Origin of the sequence: Cohnella suwonensis, assembly GCF_042655365.1 — a bacterium.
Lineage (GTDB): Bacteria > Bacillota > Bacilli > Paenibacillales > Paenibacillaceae > Cohnella > Cohnella suwonensis.
The window spans coordinates 88,922-102,823 of the sequence record NZ_JBHSMH010000113.1; the positions used below are offsets into that span (position 1 = coordinate 88,922).

A 13,902-nucleotide genomic window follows, 5' to 3' on the forward strand; every position below is an offset into this window, starting at 1 on the left:
GCCTTTCGCACCTTGTTAAGTGCGTCAGGAGCGGGCATTTTTATTATGTCTCACTTTAAGTTCGCAATGGTGTTCTCCTGTTAAGGTTTTCTCCTTGACATCCGCCCGGCGATTCGGTAACATAGGTGAAGCGGTCGAGGTGTAAAGCATTTTTACTTGACGCGAGGCGACGAAGGGAGCAGCCATTGTGAACGGGGAGAACGCGCTTGAGAAGACGAACCGAATCAATGCGTTGTATGATTTCTACGGACCTTTGTTAACCGACAAACAACAGACGTTCTTGAAATGTTACTTTCACGATGATTATACTTTAGGCGAGATCGCGGCCGATTTTCGGATCAGCAGGCAAGCGGTGTACGAGCATCTGAAGCGCGCCGGGCAAGTGCTGGAGGAATACGAGGCGAAGCTCGGACTGGCGACCCGGCACGAGAAGCTCCATGCGGGCATCGAGCTGCTGGAGACGCAGATCGCCGGCCTTCCGGCCGAATGGCGCCGGACGCTGACGGAAACGGCGGCAATGCTGCGTGGCGCGGAGTAAGCTTAGCGAGACGCTTATAGCGGGCCCGCCGATAGAACGACGAACAAGGCGTAAACAAACCGTTCCGAGGGAGGGATGGGCAAATGGCTTTCGAAGGATTGTCTACCCGGCTGCAGAACGTGTTCGGCAAGCTGCGGGGACGCGGCAAAGTAACCGAGGACGATATTAACGACGCGATGCGCGAAGTTCGCCTCGCGATGTTGGAAGCGGACGTCAACTTCAAAGTCGTCAAGGACTTCATCGGCAAGGTGAAGGAGAAGGCGCTCGGACAAGAAGTGCAGAAGAGCTTCACCCCGGCGATGGTCATTATCGACATCGTCAACAAAGAACTGACCGAGCTGATGGGCGGCACGCAGTCGAAGCTCGCGAAGGCGAACAAGCCGCCGACGATCGTGCTGATGGCGGGCTTGCAAGGCGCCGGCAAAACGACGCTGAGCGGCAAGCTGGCCAAGCTGCTGCAATCGCAGAACCACAAGCCGTTGCTCGTCGCGGGCGATATTTACAGGCCTGCCGCGATTAAGCAGCTGCAAGTGCTCGGCGAGCAGATCGGCGTTCCGGTATTTACGCTCGGCGATCAGGTTAGCCCCGTCGAGATCGCGAAGCAAGGCGTGCAGCTCGCGAAGGAGCAAGGCAACGACTACGTGCTGATCGATACGGCGGGTCGCTTGCAGATCGACGCGGAGCTCATGCAGGAGATCAAGGATATTCACATCGCGGTCGATCCGGACGAAGTGCTTCTCGTCGTCGACGCGATGACAGGCCAAGAAGTGGTCAACGTGGCCCAGAGCTTCCACGAGCAGCTCGCGCTTACCGGCGTCGTGCTCACGAAGCTCGACGGCGATACCCGCGGCGGCGCGGCGCTTTCCGTCAAAGCCGTCACCGGTTGCCCGATCAAATTCGCTTCCACCGGCGAGAAGATCGATCAGCTAGAAGCGTTTCACCCGGACCGGATGGCTTCGCGGATTCTCGGCATGGGAGACATGCTGTCGCTCATCGAGAAAGCGCAGGAGAACATCGACTCGGAGAAGGCCAAAGAGATGGAGCGCAAAATGCGCACCGCCGACTTTACCTTCGACGACTTCCTGGAGCAGATGGAGCAGGTTCGCAAGCTGGGACCTATCGAGCAGCTCCTCGATATGATGCCCGGCATGGGCAAGCTCAAAAACAACCCGAACTTCAAAATCGACGAGAAACAGATCGCGCGCACCGAAGCGATCGCGAAGTCGATGACGAAGAACGAGAAGCAGAAGCCCGACATCATCAACTACAGCCGTCGCAAGCGGATCGCCGCCGGCAGCGGAACGACGATCGCCGACGTCAACCGTCTTCTGAAGCAATTCGAGGACATGAAGAAGATGATGAAGCAGTTTTCCGGCATGATGGGTCCGAAAGGCCCGAAAGGCGGCATGGGCGGCATGAAAGGCCTCAAGAACATGAAAAACATGCTCGGCGGCAAAGGCATGAAGTTCCCGTTCTGACGAACGGATTCCCTAGCACCGCAACTTTTCCAAGGAGGTGAATTTTAATGGCAACTCGCATCCGTCTGAAACGCATCGGCGCGCACAAAGCTCCTTTCTACCGCGTCGTCGTATCCGATTCCCGTTCCCCGCGCGATGGCCGTTTCATCGAGGAGATCGGCGTTTATAACCCGGTCGCTCAACCGGCTCAAGTGCAAATCGACGAGGAAAAAGCTCTGAAATGGCTGCAAAACGGCGCTCAAGCGTCCGATACCGTACGCGATCTTCTGAGCAAAGCCGGCGTTTTGAAGAAATTCCACGAATCCAAGCTCCAGAAATAATCGTCCCAATACCGGAGGGTTGAGCCATGGAACAATTGATTCGGGTTATCGCCCGGGCACTCGTGGATCATCCGGAAGACGTGCAAATTCAGGTCAAGGAAGACGCGAGAGGCCTGGTGTACGAGCTTTCCGTTCATCCCGACGATGTCGGCAAAGTCATCGGCAAGCAGGGACGTATCGCGAAAGCGCTGCGTACGGTCGTCTCTTCAGCCTCCGTCAAGGAGCGGAAGCGCGTCATCGTGGACATTGTCTCGGAATAATCGGAGGTAGGGACCGCTTATGCGATTGAGCATAAGCGGTCCCTATTCTTAGGTAGCGATGGATGCGATCGGACGCCGCCAAGGGCAAACGTATTGATCGAACATTCCTATAGCCATCTATTCGCGCTGCCGACGACCGGACTGCGTTTTTTTACCGTTTACGGGCGATGGGCAGACCTGTTATAATACATTCCAATGCTTGTGTTGAGAATTATTCTCATGAAATGAAATTCTAACGATGAAACGAGATTCGCCGCGCATGACGACAAAAAAACTGATCAAGGCGCTAGCCTGGGCGATTTTCCTCCTGTTCCTTCTTCTTGTTTGGAGATGGTTCGATCCGCGCGAGTTGTTCCGCCAGTTCGGCATGCTTGCGCGTCATCCCGATTGGTTATTCGCGATGTTCGTCGCTTATTGGCTATCCTTCGTTCTTAAGGCGTACGCCTGGCGGACGTACGCGGGAACGGGCGGAGGCATCGGTTTATATTATCACGGTTTGATGTACAGCCTGCTCGTTAACCATCTGCTGCCGGTCAAGGTCGGGGACCTCGTCCGCGTTGGGGTCATGATGCGCGGAACCCGCGCGTCGTGGGACGACGCGTTTCACTCCGTTGCCGTCATGCGGCTGCTCGATATGCTTGTTCTTGGCGCGATTTCAGTCGCCGGCGCGATGTGGCTCGGTTTGTCCGCGACTTGGATAGGGGTCGGAGGTTTGCTGGCGATCGCCGTGGTCGCGGCGATCGGGCATAACATCGAGGCGCTTCGGCGAATTCCTTTTATCGGGAAGCATCTCGAAGTATTCGGCAAGACGTTCGCGTCGGGCAAGGGGCTGATCGTCATCGCGTTGGTCGGACTCAGTTGGGTGCTCGAAGCCGGCGTTATATACGGCGTCGTCCGCATGTCCGGGCTTAGCGAAGGGGCCGCTTCGCTCGTCTGGGCGAACAGCGTGACGATTGCCGGACAAGTATTCCACATCGCTCCGGGAGGCATCGGCACCTACGAAACGACGTTAAGCGGCGCGCTCTCCGCGCTTGGGGTCAGCGGGGAAGCGGCGTTTGCCGCGGCGTTGCTGTCGCACGGGTTCAAGTTTGCTTTCGCATACGCCGCGGGCTGCTATTCGGTGTTGCGCATGCCGGTCGGCTGGCGGGAAGCGACGGAATGGATGAGGAGAAAACAACCGTTCGGGGAGAGTAAACCTTCATGAAAAAAGCATCATCGTTCGAAATCGTCGCCGCTAGATGTTGGAATTTATTGAACGAAGGGAAGCCGTTCACCCCGATTTTCGTCGTTGGCGCTTTTTTGCTATACCGCGCGAACCAGTGGGGAGATATCGATTTTTGGCGTTCCGCCGGGCTGGGGTTGCTATTGTTGCTGCCGCTGCTCGCGATTTATTACCGCTACGATTTTCCGCTGTTCATGCGCAATTATTTATGGCTGCCGCTCGTGGCTGCGCTTCTCATATGGGAGCCGGGACCGTTAGCGCTTTACCTGTTCGCGCTCGGGCTTTTTTATTTTTTCACCGTCTATTTCTGGGGCACGTTCTATTATCATTTGCGGATCGGCACTTCCTGGTGGAATTTCAAGCGATTTTGGAAGCTCGTGCTGAAGAACAGCGACTCGACGAGCGGCAACGCCCAGGAGCAAATGCCGAAATTCCTTCTTCTGTTGCTCGTCTGGAATCATTTCTATGCGTCGTTCGCGGAAGACGGCATCGGCGATTGGGCCGACCGCGCGTGGCCGCTGGGGGCGTTCGCGCTCGGCTTATGGTTGTATAGCTTCATTTTGCACGCCAATCTGTTCGACTGGAAGCCGGCCGAGAACGCTCCGCCTACGAATAACGCGGTCGTGCCGGACAAGGCGCCGAACGACAAAGTGATCGTCATCGTCATCGACGGAATGCGCAAGGAGCGGTTCGAGGAAGCGGACGCGCCGTTCCTGAAGAAATTGCGGGCGGAAGGGACCGAGTACGCGCAGATGGAAACCGTCTATCCCGCGCGAACCGTCGTCTGCTTCTCATCGATGTTCACCGGGACGTATCCGCGCGAGCATGGCATTAAGTCCAATATGGTATGGAAGCTTGGCATAAAGGTCGAAAGCATCTTCGATTCATTGCGCAAGGTCGGAAAGAAGGGCCGCCTGCTCGGCATCGCCCATCTAATCGATTCGATGGGGGACGACGTGGAGAGCGTGACGGCCGTCATGCATAACGACGTCGCGGACCGCAACATCATCGAACGCGCGAAGAAAATCATGTCCGAGCAGAACCCGGATTTGCTCGTCGCGCAATTGATCGGCGTCGATCAAACCGGCCACAGCCAGGGTGTACTGTACGACGAATATTTGCAAAAAATCAAGGAAGCCGATCGCTTGGTCGAACAGTTCGTCGGGTGGCTGGAGCAGCGCGGCATGATGAGCAACACGACGCTGATCGTCTGCGCCGATCATGGGCAAGCCGACGGCATCGGCGGTCATGGCCATCTCGACGAAGGAGAGCGCTACGTGCCGTTTTTCCTCCATGGCCACGCCATCCGGCGCGGACACCGCGTCGACGAGAAAACGTCGCTCATCTCGATGGCGCCGACGCTCGCGTATTTGCTCGGCGCTCCTTATCCGAGCCATAGCCGGGGGCCCGTACTTGTCGAAGCATTGCAACCGCATCTTAGAGAACTATCGTAAGGGGACCGACTTGCCGTGAATAGAAAGAAAATCGTCGTGTTCATGCCGGCGCATAACGAGGAAAGCAACATCGGAGAAGTCATCGCTCGCGTGCCGCGACATTTCGATCCGCACTGCGACGTGCAAGTCGTCGTCATCGACGACGGATCCAAGGATGCGACGGCGTCCGTCGCGAAAGCGGCAGGGGCCGATCATGTCGTATCTTTACCGCGAAACAGGGGGCTAGGCGCCGCAGTGCGCGAAGGACTTGCCCAATGCCGCAAGCTGGGCGCCGACGTCGGTCTCATGATCGATGCGGATAACGAATATCCGCCGGAGCAAATTCCGGACGTCGTCGCTCCGATCCTCGCGGGCGAAGCCGATTATACGTTCGGGTCGCGATTCATGGGCACGATCCGGGGCATGCGGCTTCATCGGAGGCTCGGCAATTATGCGTTTACGCTGTTGCAGAGCTTGCTGCTGCGCAGATGGATTCGTGACGGGCAATCGGGAATGCGCGGGTTTTCCCGCGAAGCGATAGAGTACGCCCGCATCATCCACGACTATAACTACGCGCAGGTGCTGACGCTGAACTTGGTTCGACAAGGTTTCCGTCTCAAGGAAGTGCCGATCGCCTACCAAGTGCGGACGAAAGGGCAATCGTTCATTAAATTCAAGGAATACGTCACGGCGGTGCTGCCTGCAATCTATAAAGAAATGCGGCAGCCAGTGCCGAAACGCGGCGCCGCAAAGCCGCGCAATGGATAGAGAGGGAACGTCGATGCAGCGTCGCAGAGCAGACATCCTTACGGCGATCGTCGCAATCATGACGATGATGGCTATATGCTATTGGAGTTTTCGTTACGCGAGTCCATACGTCCGCACATGGGACGAGGTGGACTTCGTGCTAGCTTTGAACAGGTTCGACTTGCTCGCGATGCAGCCTCATTTTCCGGGGTATCCTTATTTCATCGTCGGCGGACAGCTGTTGCTCGGCTGGCTCGGCGATCCCGCGAGATCGCTCGAGGTGCTTAACGCGCTGCTTGCGCTTTCTTCGGCGATTCCGATCGCTTTGTTGGCGCGGACATACGTCGGCAGGCGATGGAGCTTTGCCGTCGCGGCATTGATCATGTCCGCCCCGTACATATGGTTGATGCAAGGCAGGCCGATGTCCGAATGCGCAGGCATTGCATGGTTATGGTGGTTCTTGTGGAGCGCGCGACATGCGCTGGAGCAACCCCGTTCGTTCGGCCGGCAGATGCTCGCATCGGCGATGTTCGGCTTCCTGATGGGGACCCGGCTTTCGTTCTTTCCGTTCGGCGCCGCATTGCTCCTGATTTGGGGGAAGCAATACGCGATGACGAAGGACCGAGGCCGCAGAGTTCGGCGACTGGCGCTGTCCGTACTGATCGCGTCAGCATTCCAGTTGATCTGGATCGTCGGCCTTGCTTTGTCCGAAGGCACGATAGCTGGATTCTGGCATTTGTCGATCGCATTCGTTAAAGGACATTTTTCGGAATGGGGAGGCGGCGTCGCATCTTATCCGTTACCGTTCGGGGAGCGGTTATTGCGTCTGTTTGGCGAAAATCTGATCCGCGACGTCCTATTCGCACGATCGGTCGTGATCGCGGTACTATTAACGCTGCTCGTACTGCTTCTGCTGGCCGGCAAACGACTGTTGCCGCAGGTCGGCACAGTCGGGCATTCGCAGAGCTTGTCTCTTTCGGATCGGCAAGCCGCCCGTTGGCTGCTAGCGGGTCTCGGCTTATATACCGCATGGGCCTTACTGGGCCAGAACATCGAGAAGCCGCGGCATATTGCCCCGATTGCGGGGCCGATGCTCTTGCTGCTTTACGCGAGCGCCATTCGCACGGCTCGTTCGCTGAGCGATGCCCGGCGAACGAGCGGATGGCGGGCTCGGGTGCTCTCCGTTGCGATCGTATTCTCGTTGGCATCCATCGCGATCGTTCAACTCGCGCACGGCGCCGGCCTGATGAGAAAGCAAGCGGAGCAGAGGCCTGCCGTTTATCGGCTTCATGATTACGTCAGCAAGCTCGAAGAACCCGTTATCGTCTATACGTGGGAAGAAACGCGCGTATTGCAATGGTTGCAGGCCGATTACGACCACAGGCGCATTTATACGTATGACTACTTTCGAGCAACGGCGACGGCGGATCCGGGAGTTCGGGTTCTGTTGACGGATCACGTGCTCGAAGGCTTCGCGAGGCAAAATCCGGAAGCTCGCCGGCATGCCGTTCCGCTTGCCGAATTCGAGTCCGATTCCTTATTCGAACCGGTCTATTCGGTCATCAGGCTGTATGAATGGAAGCCGTGAGCCGCGAAGGGATAAGATTTATTGTGAAACTGGAAGAAGTTCGCGCATTAGCTGAAAGAAGACTGAAAATTCCATTGACAGATGTATTGAGAGTGATTATCATTATCCAAGGCAATAGAATTACATAGCGGGAGTGTTCAGATGAATCGAAAATTGCCATTCGAGTTAAACAAAGTTACGCTGCCAATTGTCCTGTTGCTCTTGATTTTGTTCCCCTCTCAAGCGGCCGCCTATTCTTACGGCGACGCGAATACGGAGGACGTCGCGGAAACGTTTAAGCTTGTGGAGTCTTCTTTAAGCGGTTCATCTCCGAATTGGAAAGCCGCCGAGGATGCTTATAAAGCCAGAAGGTCGGAAATCCAATCCCACTTCGGCAGTAAGGTCGCTCTAACGCTCGACCAGAACTTTAAGGACAAAGACGGTAAGCTGGTCGTCTCGAACTTCAAAGCCGTTCTCGTCATGAATCTGGACCGCCGTTTCGACTATGCGATCAAGCAAGTGAGCGATTATTCGGCCGCGAAGCTGTTGCTTGCGAAAGCGAAAGCGACCTACGATACGCTCGCGCCGTATATCGGAACCGGAACGAAGGAAGCCGAGCAAGCCTTCGAGGACGCGCTCGACGCGCTAGGCAATCCGGGACTGTTCGGCGTCGGGAAGAAAGACGCGGATCCCGAGTTGTTCAAGGAAAAAGTGAGCTACATCTATAGCTCCGTCAAGCCGCTATTCCCGTATCTGGCGTACGAAGCGCCGGCTCCAAGCAAGGAAGTCCCTCCGAGCAAGCAGCCGGAACCGAGCGAGAAACCGGTCGCAAGCCCGTCGCCGAAGCCAAGCGAGGAGCCGGAAGTGCCTGCGGCGGAAGCGAGCGCGACGGTCTCCCCGGAACCGTCGGCCAGCGAGTCTCCGAGCGCAAGCGCTTCGCAGACGGCTCAGACGGAACCGTCCAACGAGGCCGAGCAACCGCCCGAATCGCCGGAGACCGCCGAGGAAGCCGCGCCGACAGCTACGATAGAAGCGCAGGCTGAGCATGCTCCGATGGCGCAAACGGATAAGACAAACCCATGGGTGACGTTTGCCGTCATCGGCGGGGTCGCAGTTCTCGGAGCAGCAGGAGTTTGGTTCGCGCGCAAGAAAGGCTTGTTCTAAATACGATCATCGAAATTATTCGATATTTAAGGGAGAGAAACCAATGCGTAAATTATTATCCATCATGCTGAGTCTGTCGCTCGTTTTAGGTTCCGTATTCACTTTCGCGGCCGTAGCGGGCGCCGAAAGCAAGTTCAAAATCCAGGAGGACGCCGCGATCGCCGAACGGATCAAGGCTTTTAACGAGATTAAGGCGCTGTTCACGGCGACTCCGGACTTGGCCGCCGTACAAGCCGCATATATCAAAAACTTCCAAGCCGACGTCAAACGGATCGACGCGACGATCAAAACCGGCGATCCGCTAATCGACGAGAAAATTTCGTTCGTTCTGGACAACGCGATCAAAGGAACGTTAAGCGCGGGACAGGCGAAGCAAGCGATCGATAAAGGCTTGCAATGGTATTTCTACTTCGCGATTCGCGACCTGATCAACAACGACGTCCGCCCAGCGCTGACGAAGGAAGATTACGCGGCGGCTACCGCAGCGTTCGACAAAGTCGTTCAAATATATGAAGGCGCCATTCAAGGCACTGTCGTCAAGCGGGATGCTTCCTACGGAATCGACATGGTCGGCATTCTGAAAGGGACGATCGAACAGCTGCAAGCGGATCTGGCGGCCCGCAACGCTAACGATTTCAACGTTCACCGCCAAGTACTCGACAAAACGATCATGAAGACGTTCGCCCTCGCGGTATACACGTACGCGACGAATATGGCCGGGAAATCCGCCGCCGATCAGCCGGCTGCCATGACGGAAAGCTACTTCTTCTTCCTGCCGATCTACACGTATTTGCGCGGCGGCAGCGCCGAAGACGCGAACTTCGTTCTGAACGCTTTCGGATCCGGCGATCCGAAGAAGATCGATCCGACGGCCATCAAAGCCGCGATGCAGCGCGCGATGATCGGCAAAGTATCCGAGTACGCGGCGAACGCGCTCGCCAAGCTCGAAGCCGGCGATCTTCCCGGCGCTCGCGGATACGCAATGGAAGGCAATATGTTCTTATCGATGCAGGAAGTGTTTCTCGATAAAGAAACGTACGCGAAAGCTTACGCTTCGGCGCAACTGTTCACGGAAGCGGTCGATCGCTCCGACATTAAGGCGGCTCGCGGTCCATTGTTCCAAATGCTGAAATCGATGGTCGGTATCGACGGTACGTCTTTGACGATCGGAAGCACGGGCTATACGGTCGACGGCACGGCGAAAACGGCGTTAAACGCTCCGTTCCTCAATAAGAAAACGAATAGGACGCTCGTTCCCGTTCGCCTAATCGCGGCTGCGATTCACGCCGAGATCGAATACACGGGGGCTACGAAGACGGTCACGATTACGAAGGACGGCAAAAAAACGGCTCTCGTCGTCGGCTCCGACCGCATTACCCAAGACGGCAAATTAAACGAAACGTTGATATTCGATCAACCGGTCGTCATCATCAACGGCAGCTCTTTCATCCCGCTGCGCGCGGTCGCCGAGCTGTTCGGCAACGGCGTATTCTATAACAATAACGAAGTCATCATTTTGCGTTAACGATTCGAGGTCGAGGGCATGGACGTTCAAGCGTTTTTGATCACTTTTCGCGAAGCGCTGGAAGCGATATTGATCGTTGGGATCATATTGACTTATTTGGGCCGAATCGGACAGTCCGCATGGGGCAAATGGGTATGGGCCGGCGTCTGCCTGGCCGTCGTCGCAAGCTACGGCGTCGCGCTTCTGTTCCAGATCGTGCTGACGGGCTTCGCGACGATGGGCAGCCAAAACCTGCTCAAGATCGGCATTATGCTTGTCTCGTGCGGACTGCTGACTCACATGATTTTGTTCATGAGCCGGCAAAGCCGTAGCCTGCAAGGTCAGGTCGAGAGTAAAGTCGCGGCGATCCTTACGGTCGGAGGGGCGATCAATATGGTCGTCCATTCCTTCCTCGTCGTCGTTCGCGAGGGCGTGGAGACAGTCTTCTTCTTCGCGGCGATTACGGGCGGCAACATCCAGGAGGCGCTGGAAAGCTGGGGAGCTTTGTCCGGTCTGGCGTGCGCCGTCGTCATCGGTTACTTCGTGTTTAAGGGCGCGAAGAAAATCAAGGTCAAATCGTTCTTCAAGATTACGAGCGTGTTTCTGATGATGATCTCCGCCGGCTTGCTCGTACAGGCGATCGGCATCATGCAGGATCTCGGCGTCATGGGCACCGTATACCGTACGGCAGGCGGCGAAATCGGAGAAGTCTACAACCTGACGGCTATTATGCCCGAGCATCCGATCGACGAGACGCAATACGTTCGCGATACCGGCGAGCAGCCGCTCGTGGGCGGTCAGGTGGGCATTTTCTTCAAAGCCTTCCTCGGTTATACGCAAAACCCGTCCGTGGAGGAGTTCGTCTTCTATTGGGGTTATTATTTCCTGCTGTTCGTTCTTGTCGGGGTTCAGAAAAAGAGGCATGTCCGTTTGCTTGAAACGGCCAAGGCGGCATAATTCGACGTTTGCGATTCCAGACTCCGGTGCGCTATTATAGGTACTGGAGTTTTTTTTCTTGGGGAAGAAGGGAGCTGCTTCCATGTCGGAGGAGCGTTTATTGAATATCGGTAAAGTCGTCAACACGCACGGCATTAAGGGCGAGCTGAGAATATGGCCGCAAACGGATTTTCCGGACGTCCGGTTCAAGAAGGGCAACAAGCTTCTTATGCTTTCTCCGGATAACGGCGGGACGTTGACGGTGGAAATCGAAGCCGCCCGCGAGCAGAAAAACATGTTCGTCGTGAAGTTCAAGGGCTTCGATAACATTAACGAAGTCGAGAAATACAAAGGCTGGGAACTGAAGGTCGGCGAAGACGAACGGGTTCCGCTCGAAGAAGACGAATATTACGTCCGGGACATCGTCGGTTGCGAAGTCGTGACGGAGGAAGGCGAGACGCTGGGCACGGTATCCGATATTTTGTCGCCGGGAGCGAACGATATTTGGGTCGTGAAAATGGCGAAAGGCAAGGAACTGCTCTTGCCCGTCATCGACGACGTCGTGCTCGAAGTGAATATCGCGGCACGCAAAATCAAGGTTCACCTGATGGAAGGGTTGCTCTAGCATGCGCATCGACGTATTGACGCTGTTCCCGGAAATGTTCGACGGCGTGTTCGGTTCGAGCATTCTCGGCAAAGCGCGGGATAAAGGCATCGTGTCCCTGAACACGGTGAACTTCAGGGATTTCTCGAACAACAAGCACAATACCGTCGACGACATGCCCTACGGCGGCGGGGGCGGCATGGTCCTGAAGGCCGAGCCGATCTTCGGCGCGGTCGAGCACGTGGTGAAGATCGGCTCCGACGCGACGGATACGGAAGAAGGCGGCACGAAGCGAAAACCGCGCGTCATTCTCATGTGCCCGCAAGGGCGCAAGTTCTCGCAGGAGATCGCTCGGGAGCTGTCGGCCGAGGAGCACCTGATCTTCGTATGCGGACATTACGAAGGCTACGACGAGCGCATTCGGGAGTTTCTCGTGACGGACGAGCTGTCGGTCGGCGACTACGTGCTTACCGGGGGCGAGCTTCCGGCGATGGTCGTCGTGGACGCCGTCGTCCGGCTGCTGCCGGGAACGCTCGGCAACGAGCAGTCGGCGGCGACGGATTCGTTCAGCGACGGCTTGCTCGAATATCCGCATTATACGCGTCCCGCGGAGTTCCGCGGCTGGAAGGTGCCGGACGCCTTGCTGTCCGGGCATCACGCGGAAATCGGGAAGTGGCGGAGACAGCAATCGCTGGAGCGAACGCTGGAGCGCCGTCCGGAATTGCTGGAATTGGCGGAACTGACGGCGAAAGAGCGGGAATGGCTGGCCAAGGCGCGTATAGAACGCGAAAACCGGGCCGAAAATAGGAAGTAAAGGTTGTTTTTCGCGCCTAGCTGTGCTATGATTGCAGATGTTGTTTGTCTTGCCTCTTCTTCGGAAGATCAAGGACGGAGACATAAGTAGGACGGTCCTCTGCACGCCAAGATCCGAGCCGAGAGCATTCGGGGAGCGGGGTACGAACGTCTGTTATGGAAGGAGTGAAAACTCTATGAGTAACCTGATTCAAGCGATTACACAAGAGCAATTGCGCTCGGACGTTCCTAAATTCCGTCCAGGCGATACGCTTAAAGTACACGTGAAAGTCGTCGAGGGTTCCCGTGAGCGCGTACAGCTGTTCGAAGGCGTCGTTATCAAACGTCGCGGCGGCGGTATCAGCGAAACGTTCACGGTGCGCAAAATTTCTTACGGCGTCGGCGTAGAACGTGCCTTCCCGGTACATTCCCCGCGTCTCGAGAAAATCGAAGTCGCTCGCCGCGGTAAAGTTCGCCGCGCGAAACTTTACTACCTGCGTAACCTTCGCGGTAAAGCAGCGCGTATTAAAGAAATTCGATAATGTGCGTCAGAGGAGGGCTTGGCAACGTTCAAGTCCTCCTTTTTGCATTTTCATAACGAAAGTTAGAGGCGATAACGAATGGAGCACAACAAGGACGGCCACACTTACGATTCCCCCGGGCCAGAGGAACGCGACGCCGCGGCCGATTCGTCCACGCGCGACATCGCCGAAGGCACGGCGGGCGGCCCGGTTCCGGGCAAGCCGGTCAAAAAACAAGGCAACGAACTGACGGAATGGATCAAAGCGCTGGCCATCGCCGGCATTCTCGTATTCGTGATCCGTTGGCTGCTGCTCAGTCCGTTTATCGTGGACGGTCCTTCGATGCAACCGAATTTCTGGAACCGGGAGCGGATCATCGTCAACAAGATCATTTACGACATCCGGGATCCGAAACGCGGGGAAGTCATCGTGTTCCACGTGCCGGACGAAGGCCGGGATTTCATTAAACGCGTCATCGGCGTTCCCGGCGATACGGTGAAGGTCGACGGCGACACGGTATACATAAACGGGCAGCCGATCGAGGAAAAATACTTGAAGAGCGCCTACGAAGAAGCGCACGCGAAGGGTGAGAAATACAACTACCGCACCGACGGGTCGTTCCCTAACGACAGCTTCCCGGACGGCGTCGTTCCCGAGGGCACGGTGTTCGTCATGGGCGATAACCGGCCGAACAGCGAAGATAGCCGGATGATCGGATACATCCCGCAAAGCCGCATCGTCGGCCGCGCGGATTTGATCTTCTGGCCGCTCAAAAACTTCAGTTTCGTTAAGCATTGACGTAGAGCGAGGGGGCAG

The 13,902-nt window shown here is 56.4% G+C and carries 15 protein-coding genes; all 15 read left to right on the forward strand.

Annotation, left to right across the window (positions count from 1 at the left end):
* The first annotated feature begins 187 nt into the window (after window positions 1-187).
* The 15 genes from ylxM to lepB all read left to right on the forward strand — a co-directional run bounded on the left by ylxM (window position 188) and on the right by lepB (window position 13,884).
* Entirely contained in the window at window positions 188-538 is a 351-nt protein-coding gene (gene ylxM / locus ACFPPD_RS25165; protein WP_209746964.1) for a YlxM family DNA-binding protein, read from the forward strand.
* An 83-nt stretch (window positions 539-621) separates the two neighbouring features.
* Window positions 622-2,016, forward strand: coding sequence for a signal recognition particle protein (gene ffh / locus ACFPPD_RS25170; RefSeq protein WP_209746962.1), 1,395 nt, complete (start codon window positions 622-624; stop codon window positions 2,014-2,016).
* Between the two features lie 47 nt (window positions 2,017-2,063).
* A complete protein-coding gene (gene rpsP / locus ACFPPD_RS25175; RefSeq protein ID WP_209746960.1) occupies window positions 2,064-2,336 on the forward strand; it encodes a 30S ribosomal protein S16 in 273 nt (90 codons plus the stop codon).
* A gap of 26 nt (window positions 2,337-2,362) precedes the next feature.
* Window positions 2,363-2,596: a KH domain-containing protein gene (locus tag ACFPPD_RS25180; protein ID WP_209746958.1), complete on the forward strand. Its 234-nt coding sequence runs from the start codon at window positions 2,363-2,365 to the stop codon at window positions 2,594-2,596.
* Window positions 2,597-2,855: 259 nt separating this feature from the next.
* Entirely contained in the window at window positions 2,856-3,800 is a 945-nt protein-coding gene (locus ACFPPD_RS25185) for a lysylphosphatidylglycerol synthase transmembrane domain-containing protein (RefSeq protein WP_209746955.1), read from the forward strand.
* Complete coding sequence (locus ACFPPD_RS25190) at window positions 3,797-5,272, forward strand: alkaline phosphatase family protein (protein WP_209746954.1); 1,476 nt, start codon at window positions 3,797-3,799, stop codon at window positions 5,270-5,272. The genes ACFPPD_RS25185 and ACFPPD_RS25190 overlap by 4 nt, the downstream gene beginning before the upstream one ends.
* Window positions 5,273-5,314: 42 nt before the next feature.
* Window positions 5,315-6,019, forward strand: a complete 705-nt coding sequence (locus tag ACFPPD_RS25195; RefSeq protein ID WP_378083866.1) for a glycosyltransferase family 2 protein — start codon at window positions 5,315-5,317, stop codon at window positions 6,017-6,019.
* A 13-nt stretch (window positions 6,020-6,032) separates the two neighbouring features.
* A complete protein-coding gene (locus ACFPPD_RS25200) occupies window positions 6,033-7,586 on the forward strand; it encodes a hypothetical protein (protein ID WP_209746949.1) in 1,554 nt (517 codons plus the stop codon).
* Between the two features lie 141 nt (window positions 7,587-7,727).
* Complete coding sequence (locus ACFPPD_RS25205; RefSeq protein ID WP_209746947.1) at window positions 7,728-8,729, forward strand: hypothetical protein; 1,002 nt, start codon at window positions 7,728-7,730, stop codon at window positions 8,727-8,729.
* Between the two features lie 43 nt (window positions 8,730-8,772).
* Window positions 8,773-10,254: a copper amine oxidase N-terminal domain-containing protein gene (locus tag ACFPPD_RS25210; protein ID WP_209746945.1), complete on the forward strand. Its 1,482-nt coding sequence runs from the start codon at window positions 8,773-8,775 to the stop codon at window positions 10,252-10,254.
* Between the two features lie 18 nt (window positions 10,255-10,272).
* Window positions 10,273-11,190, forward strand: a complete 918-nt coding sequence (locus ACFPPD_RS25215; RefSeq protein WP_209746943.1) for an FTR1 family iron permease — start codon at window positions 10,273-10,275, stop codon at window positions 11,188-11,190.
* Between the two features lie 82 nt (window positions 11,191-11,272).
* Entirely contained in the window at window positions 11,273-11,794 is a 522-nt protein-coding gene (gene rimM / locus ACFPPD_RS25220) for a ribosome maturation factor RimM (RefSeq protein ID WP_209746941.1), read from the forward strand.
* A gap of 1 nt (window position 11,795) precedes the next feature.
* Window positions 11,796-12,587: a tRNA (guanosine(37)-N1)-methyltransferase TrmD gene (gene trmD, locus ACFPPD_RS25225; RefSeq protein ID WP_209746939.1), complete on the forward strand. Its 792-nt coding sequence runs from the start codon at window positions 11,796-11,798 to the stop codon at window positions 12,585-12,587.
* A gap of 175 nt (window positions 12,588-12,762) precedes the next feature.
* Window positions 12,763-13,107 (forward strand): 50S ribosomal protein L19, encoded by a 345-nt coding sequence (rplS, locus tag ACFPPD_RS25230; protein ID WP_209746937.1) that lies wholly within the window; start codon window positions 12,763-12,765, stop codon window positions 13,105-13,107.
* Between the two features lie 78 nt (window positions 13,108-13,185).
* On the forward strand, window positions 13,186-13,884 hold the full coding sequence (lepB, locus tag ACFPPD_RS25235) for a signal peptidase I (protein WP_209746935.1): 699 nt from the start codon (window positions 13,186-13,188) through the stop codon (window positions 13,882-13,884).
* Window positions 13,885-13,902: the final 18 nt, after the last annotated feature.

Excerpts from the sequence above, each read along its gene's own strand:
- ffh (WP_209746962.1), top strand. The coding sequence starts at position 622 with ATGGCTTTCGAAGGATTGTCTACCCGGCTGCAGAACGTGTTCGGCAAG.
- rpsP (WP_209746960.1), top strand. The coding sequence starts at position 2,064 with ATGGCAACTCGCATCCGTCTGAAACGCATCGGCGCGCACAAAGCTCCT.
- ACFPPD_RS25180 (WP_209746958.1), top strand. The coding sequence starts at position 2,363 with ATGGAACAATTGATTCGGGTTATCGCCCGGGCACTCGTGGATCATCCG.
- ACFPPD_RS25185 (WP_209746955.1), top strand. The coding sequence starts at position 2,856 with ATGACGACAAAAAAACTGATCAAGGCGCTAGCCTGGGCGATTTTCCTC.
- ACFPPD_RS25190 (WP_209746954.1), top strand. The coding sequence starts at position 3,797 with ATGAAAAAAGCATCATCGTTCGAAATCGTCGCCGCTAGATGTTGGAAT.
- ACFPPD_RS25195 (WP_378083866.1), top strand. The coding sequence starts at position 5,315 with ATGCCGGCGCATAACGAGGAAAGCAACATCGGAGAAGTCATCGCTCGC.
- ACFPPD_RS25200 (WP_209746949.1), top strand. The coding sequence starts at position 6,033 with ATGCAGCGTCGCAGAGCAGACATCCTTACGGCGATCGTCGCAATCATG.
- ACFPPD_RS25205 (WP_209746947.1), top strand. The coding sequence starts at position 7,728 with ATGAATCGAAAATTGCCATTCGAGTTAAACAAAGTTACGCTGCCAATT.
- ACFPPD_RS25210 (WP_209746945.1), top strand. The coding sequence starts at position 8,773 with ATGCGTAAATTATTATCCATCATGCTGAGTCTGTCGCTCGTTTTAGGT.
- ACFPPD_RS25215 (WP_209746943.1), top strand. The coding sequence starts at position 10,273 with ATGGACGTTCAAGCGTTTTTGATCACTTTTCGCGAAGCGCTGGAAGCG.
- rimM (WP_209746941.1), top strand. The coding sequence starts at position 11,273 with ATGTCGGAGGAGCGTTTATTGAATATCGGTAAAGTCGTCAACACGCAC.
- trmD (WP_209746939.1), top strand. The coding sequence starts at position 11,796 with ATGCGCATCGACGTATTGACGCTGTTCCCGGAAATGTTCGACGGCGTG.
- rplS (WP_209746937.1), top strand. The coding sequence starts at position 12,763 with ATGAGTAACCTGATTCAAGCGATTACACAAGAGCAATTGCGCTCGGAC.
- lepB (WP_209746935.1), top strand. The coding sequence starts at position 13,186 with ATGGAGCACAACAAGGACGGCCACACTTACGATTCCCCCGGGCCAGAG.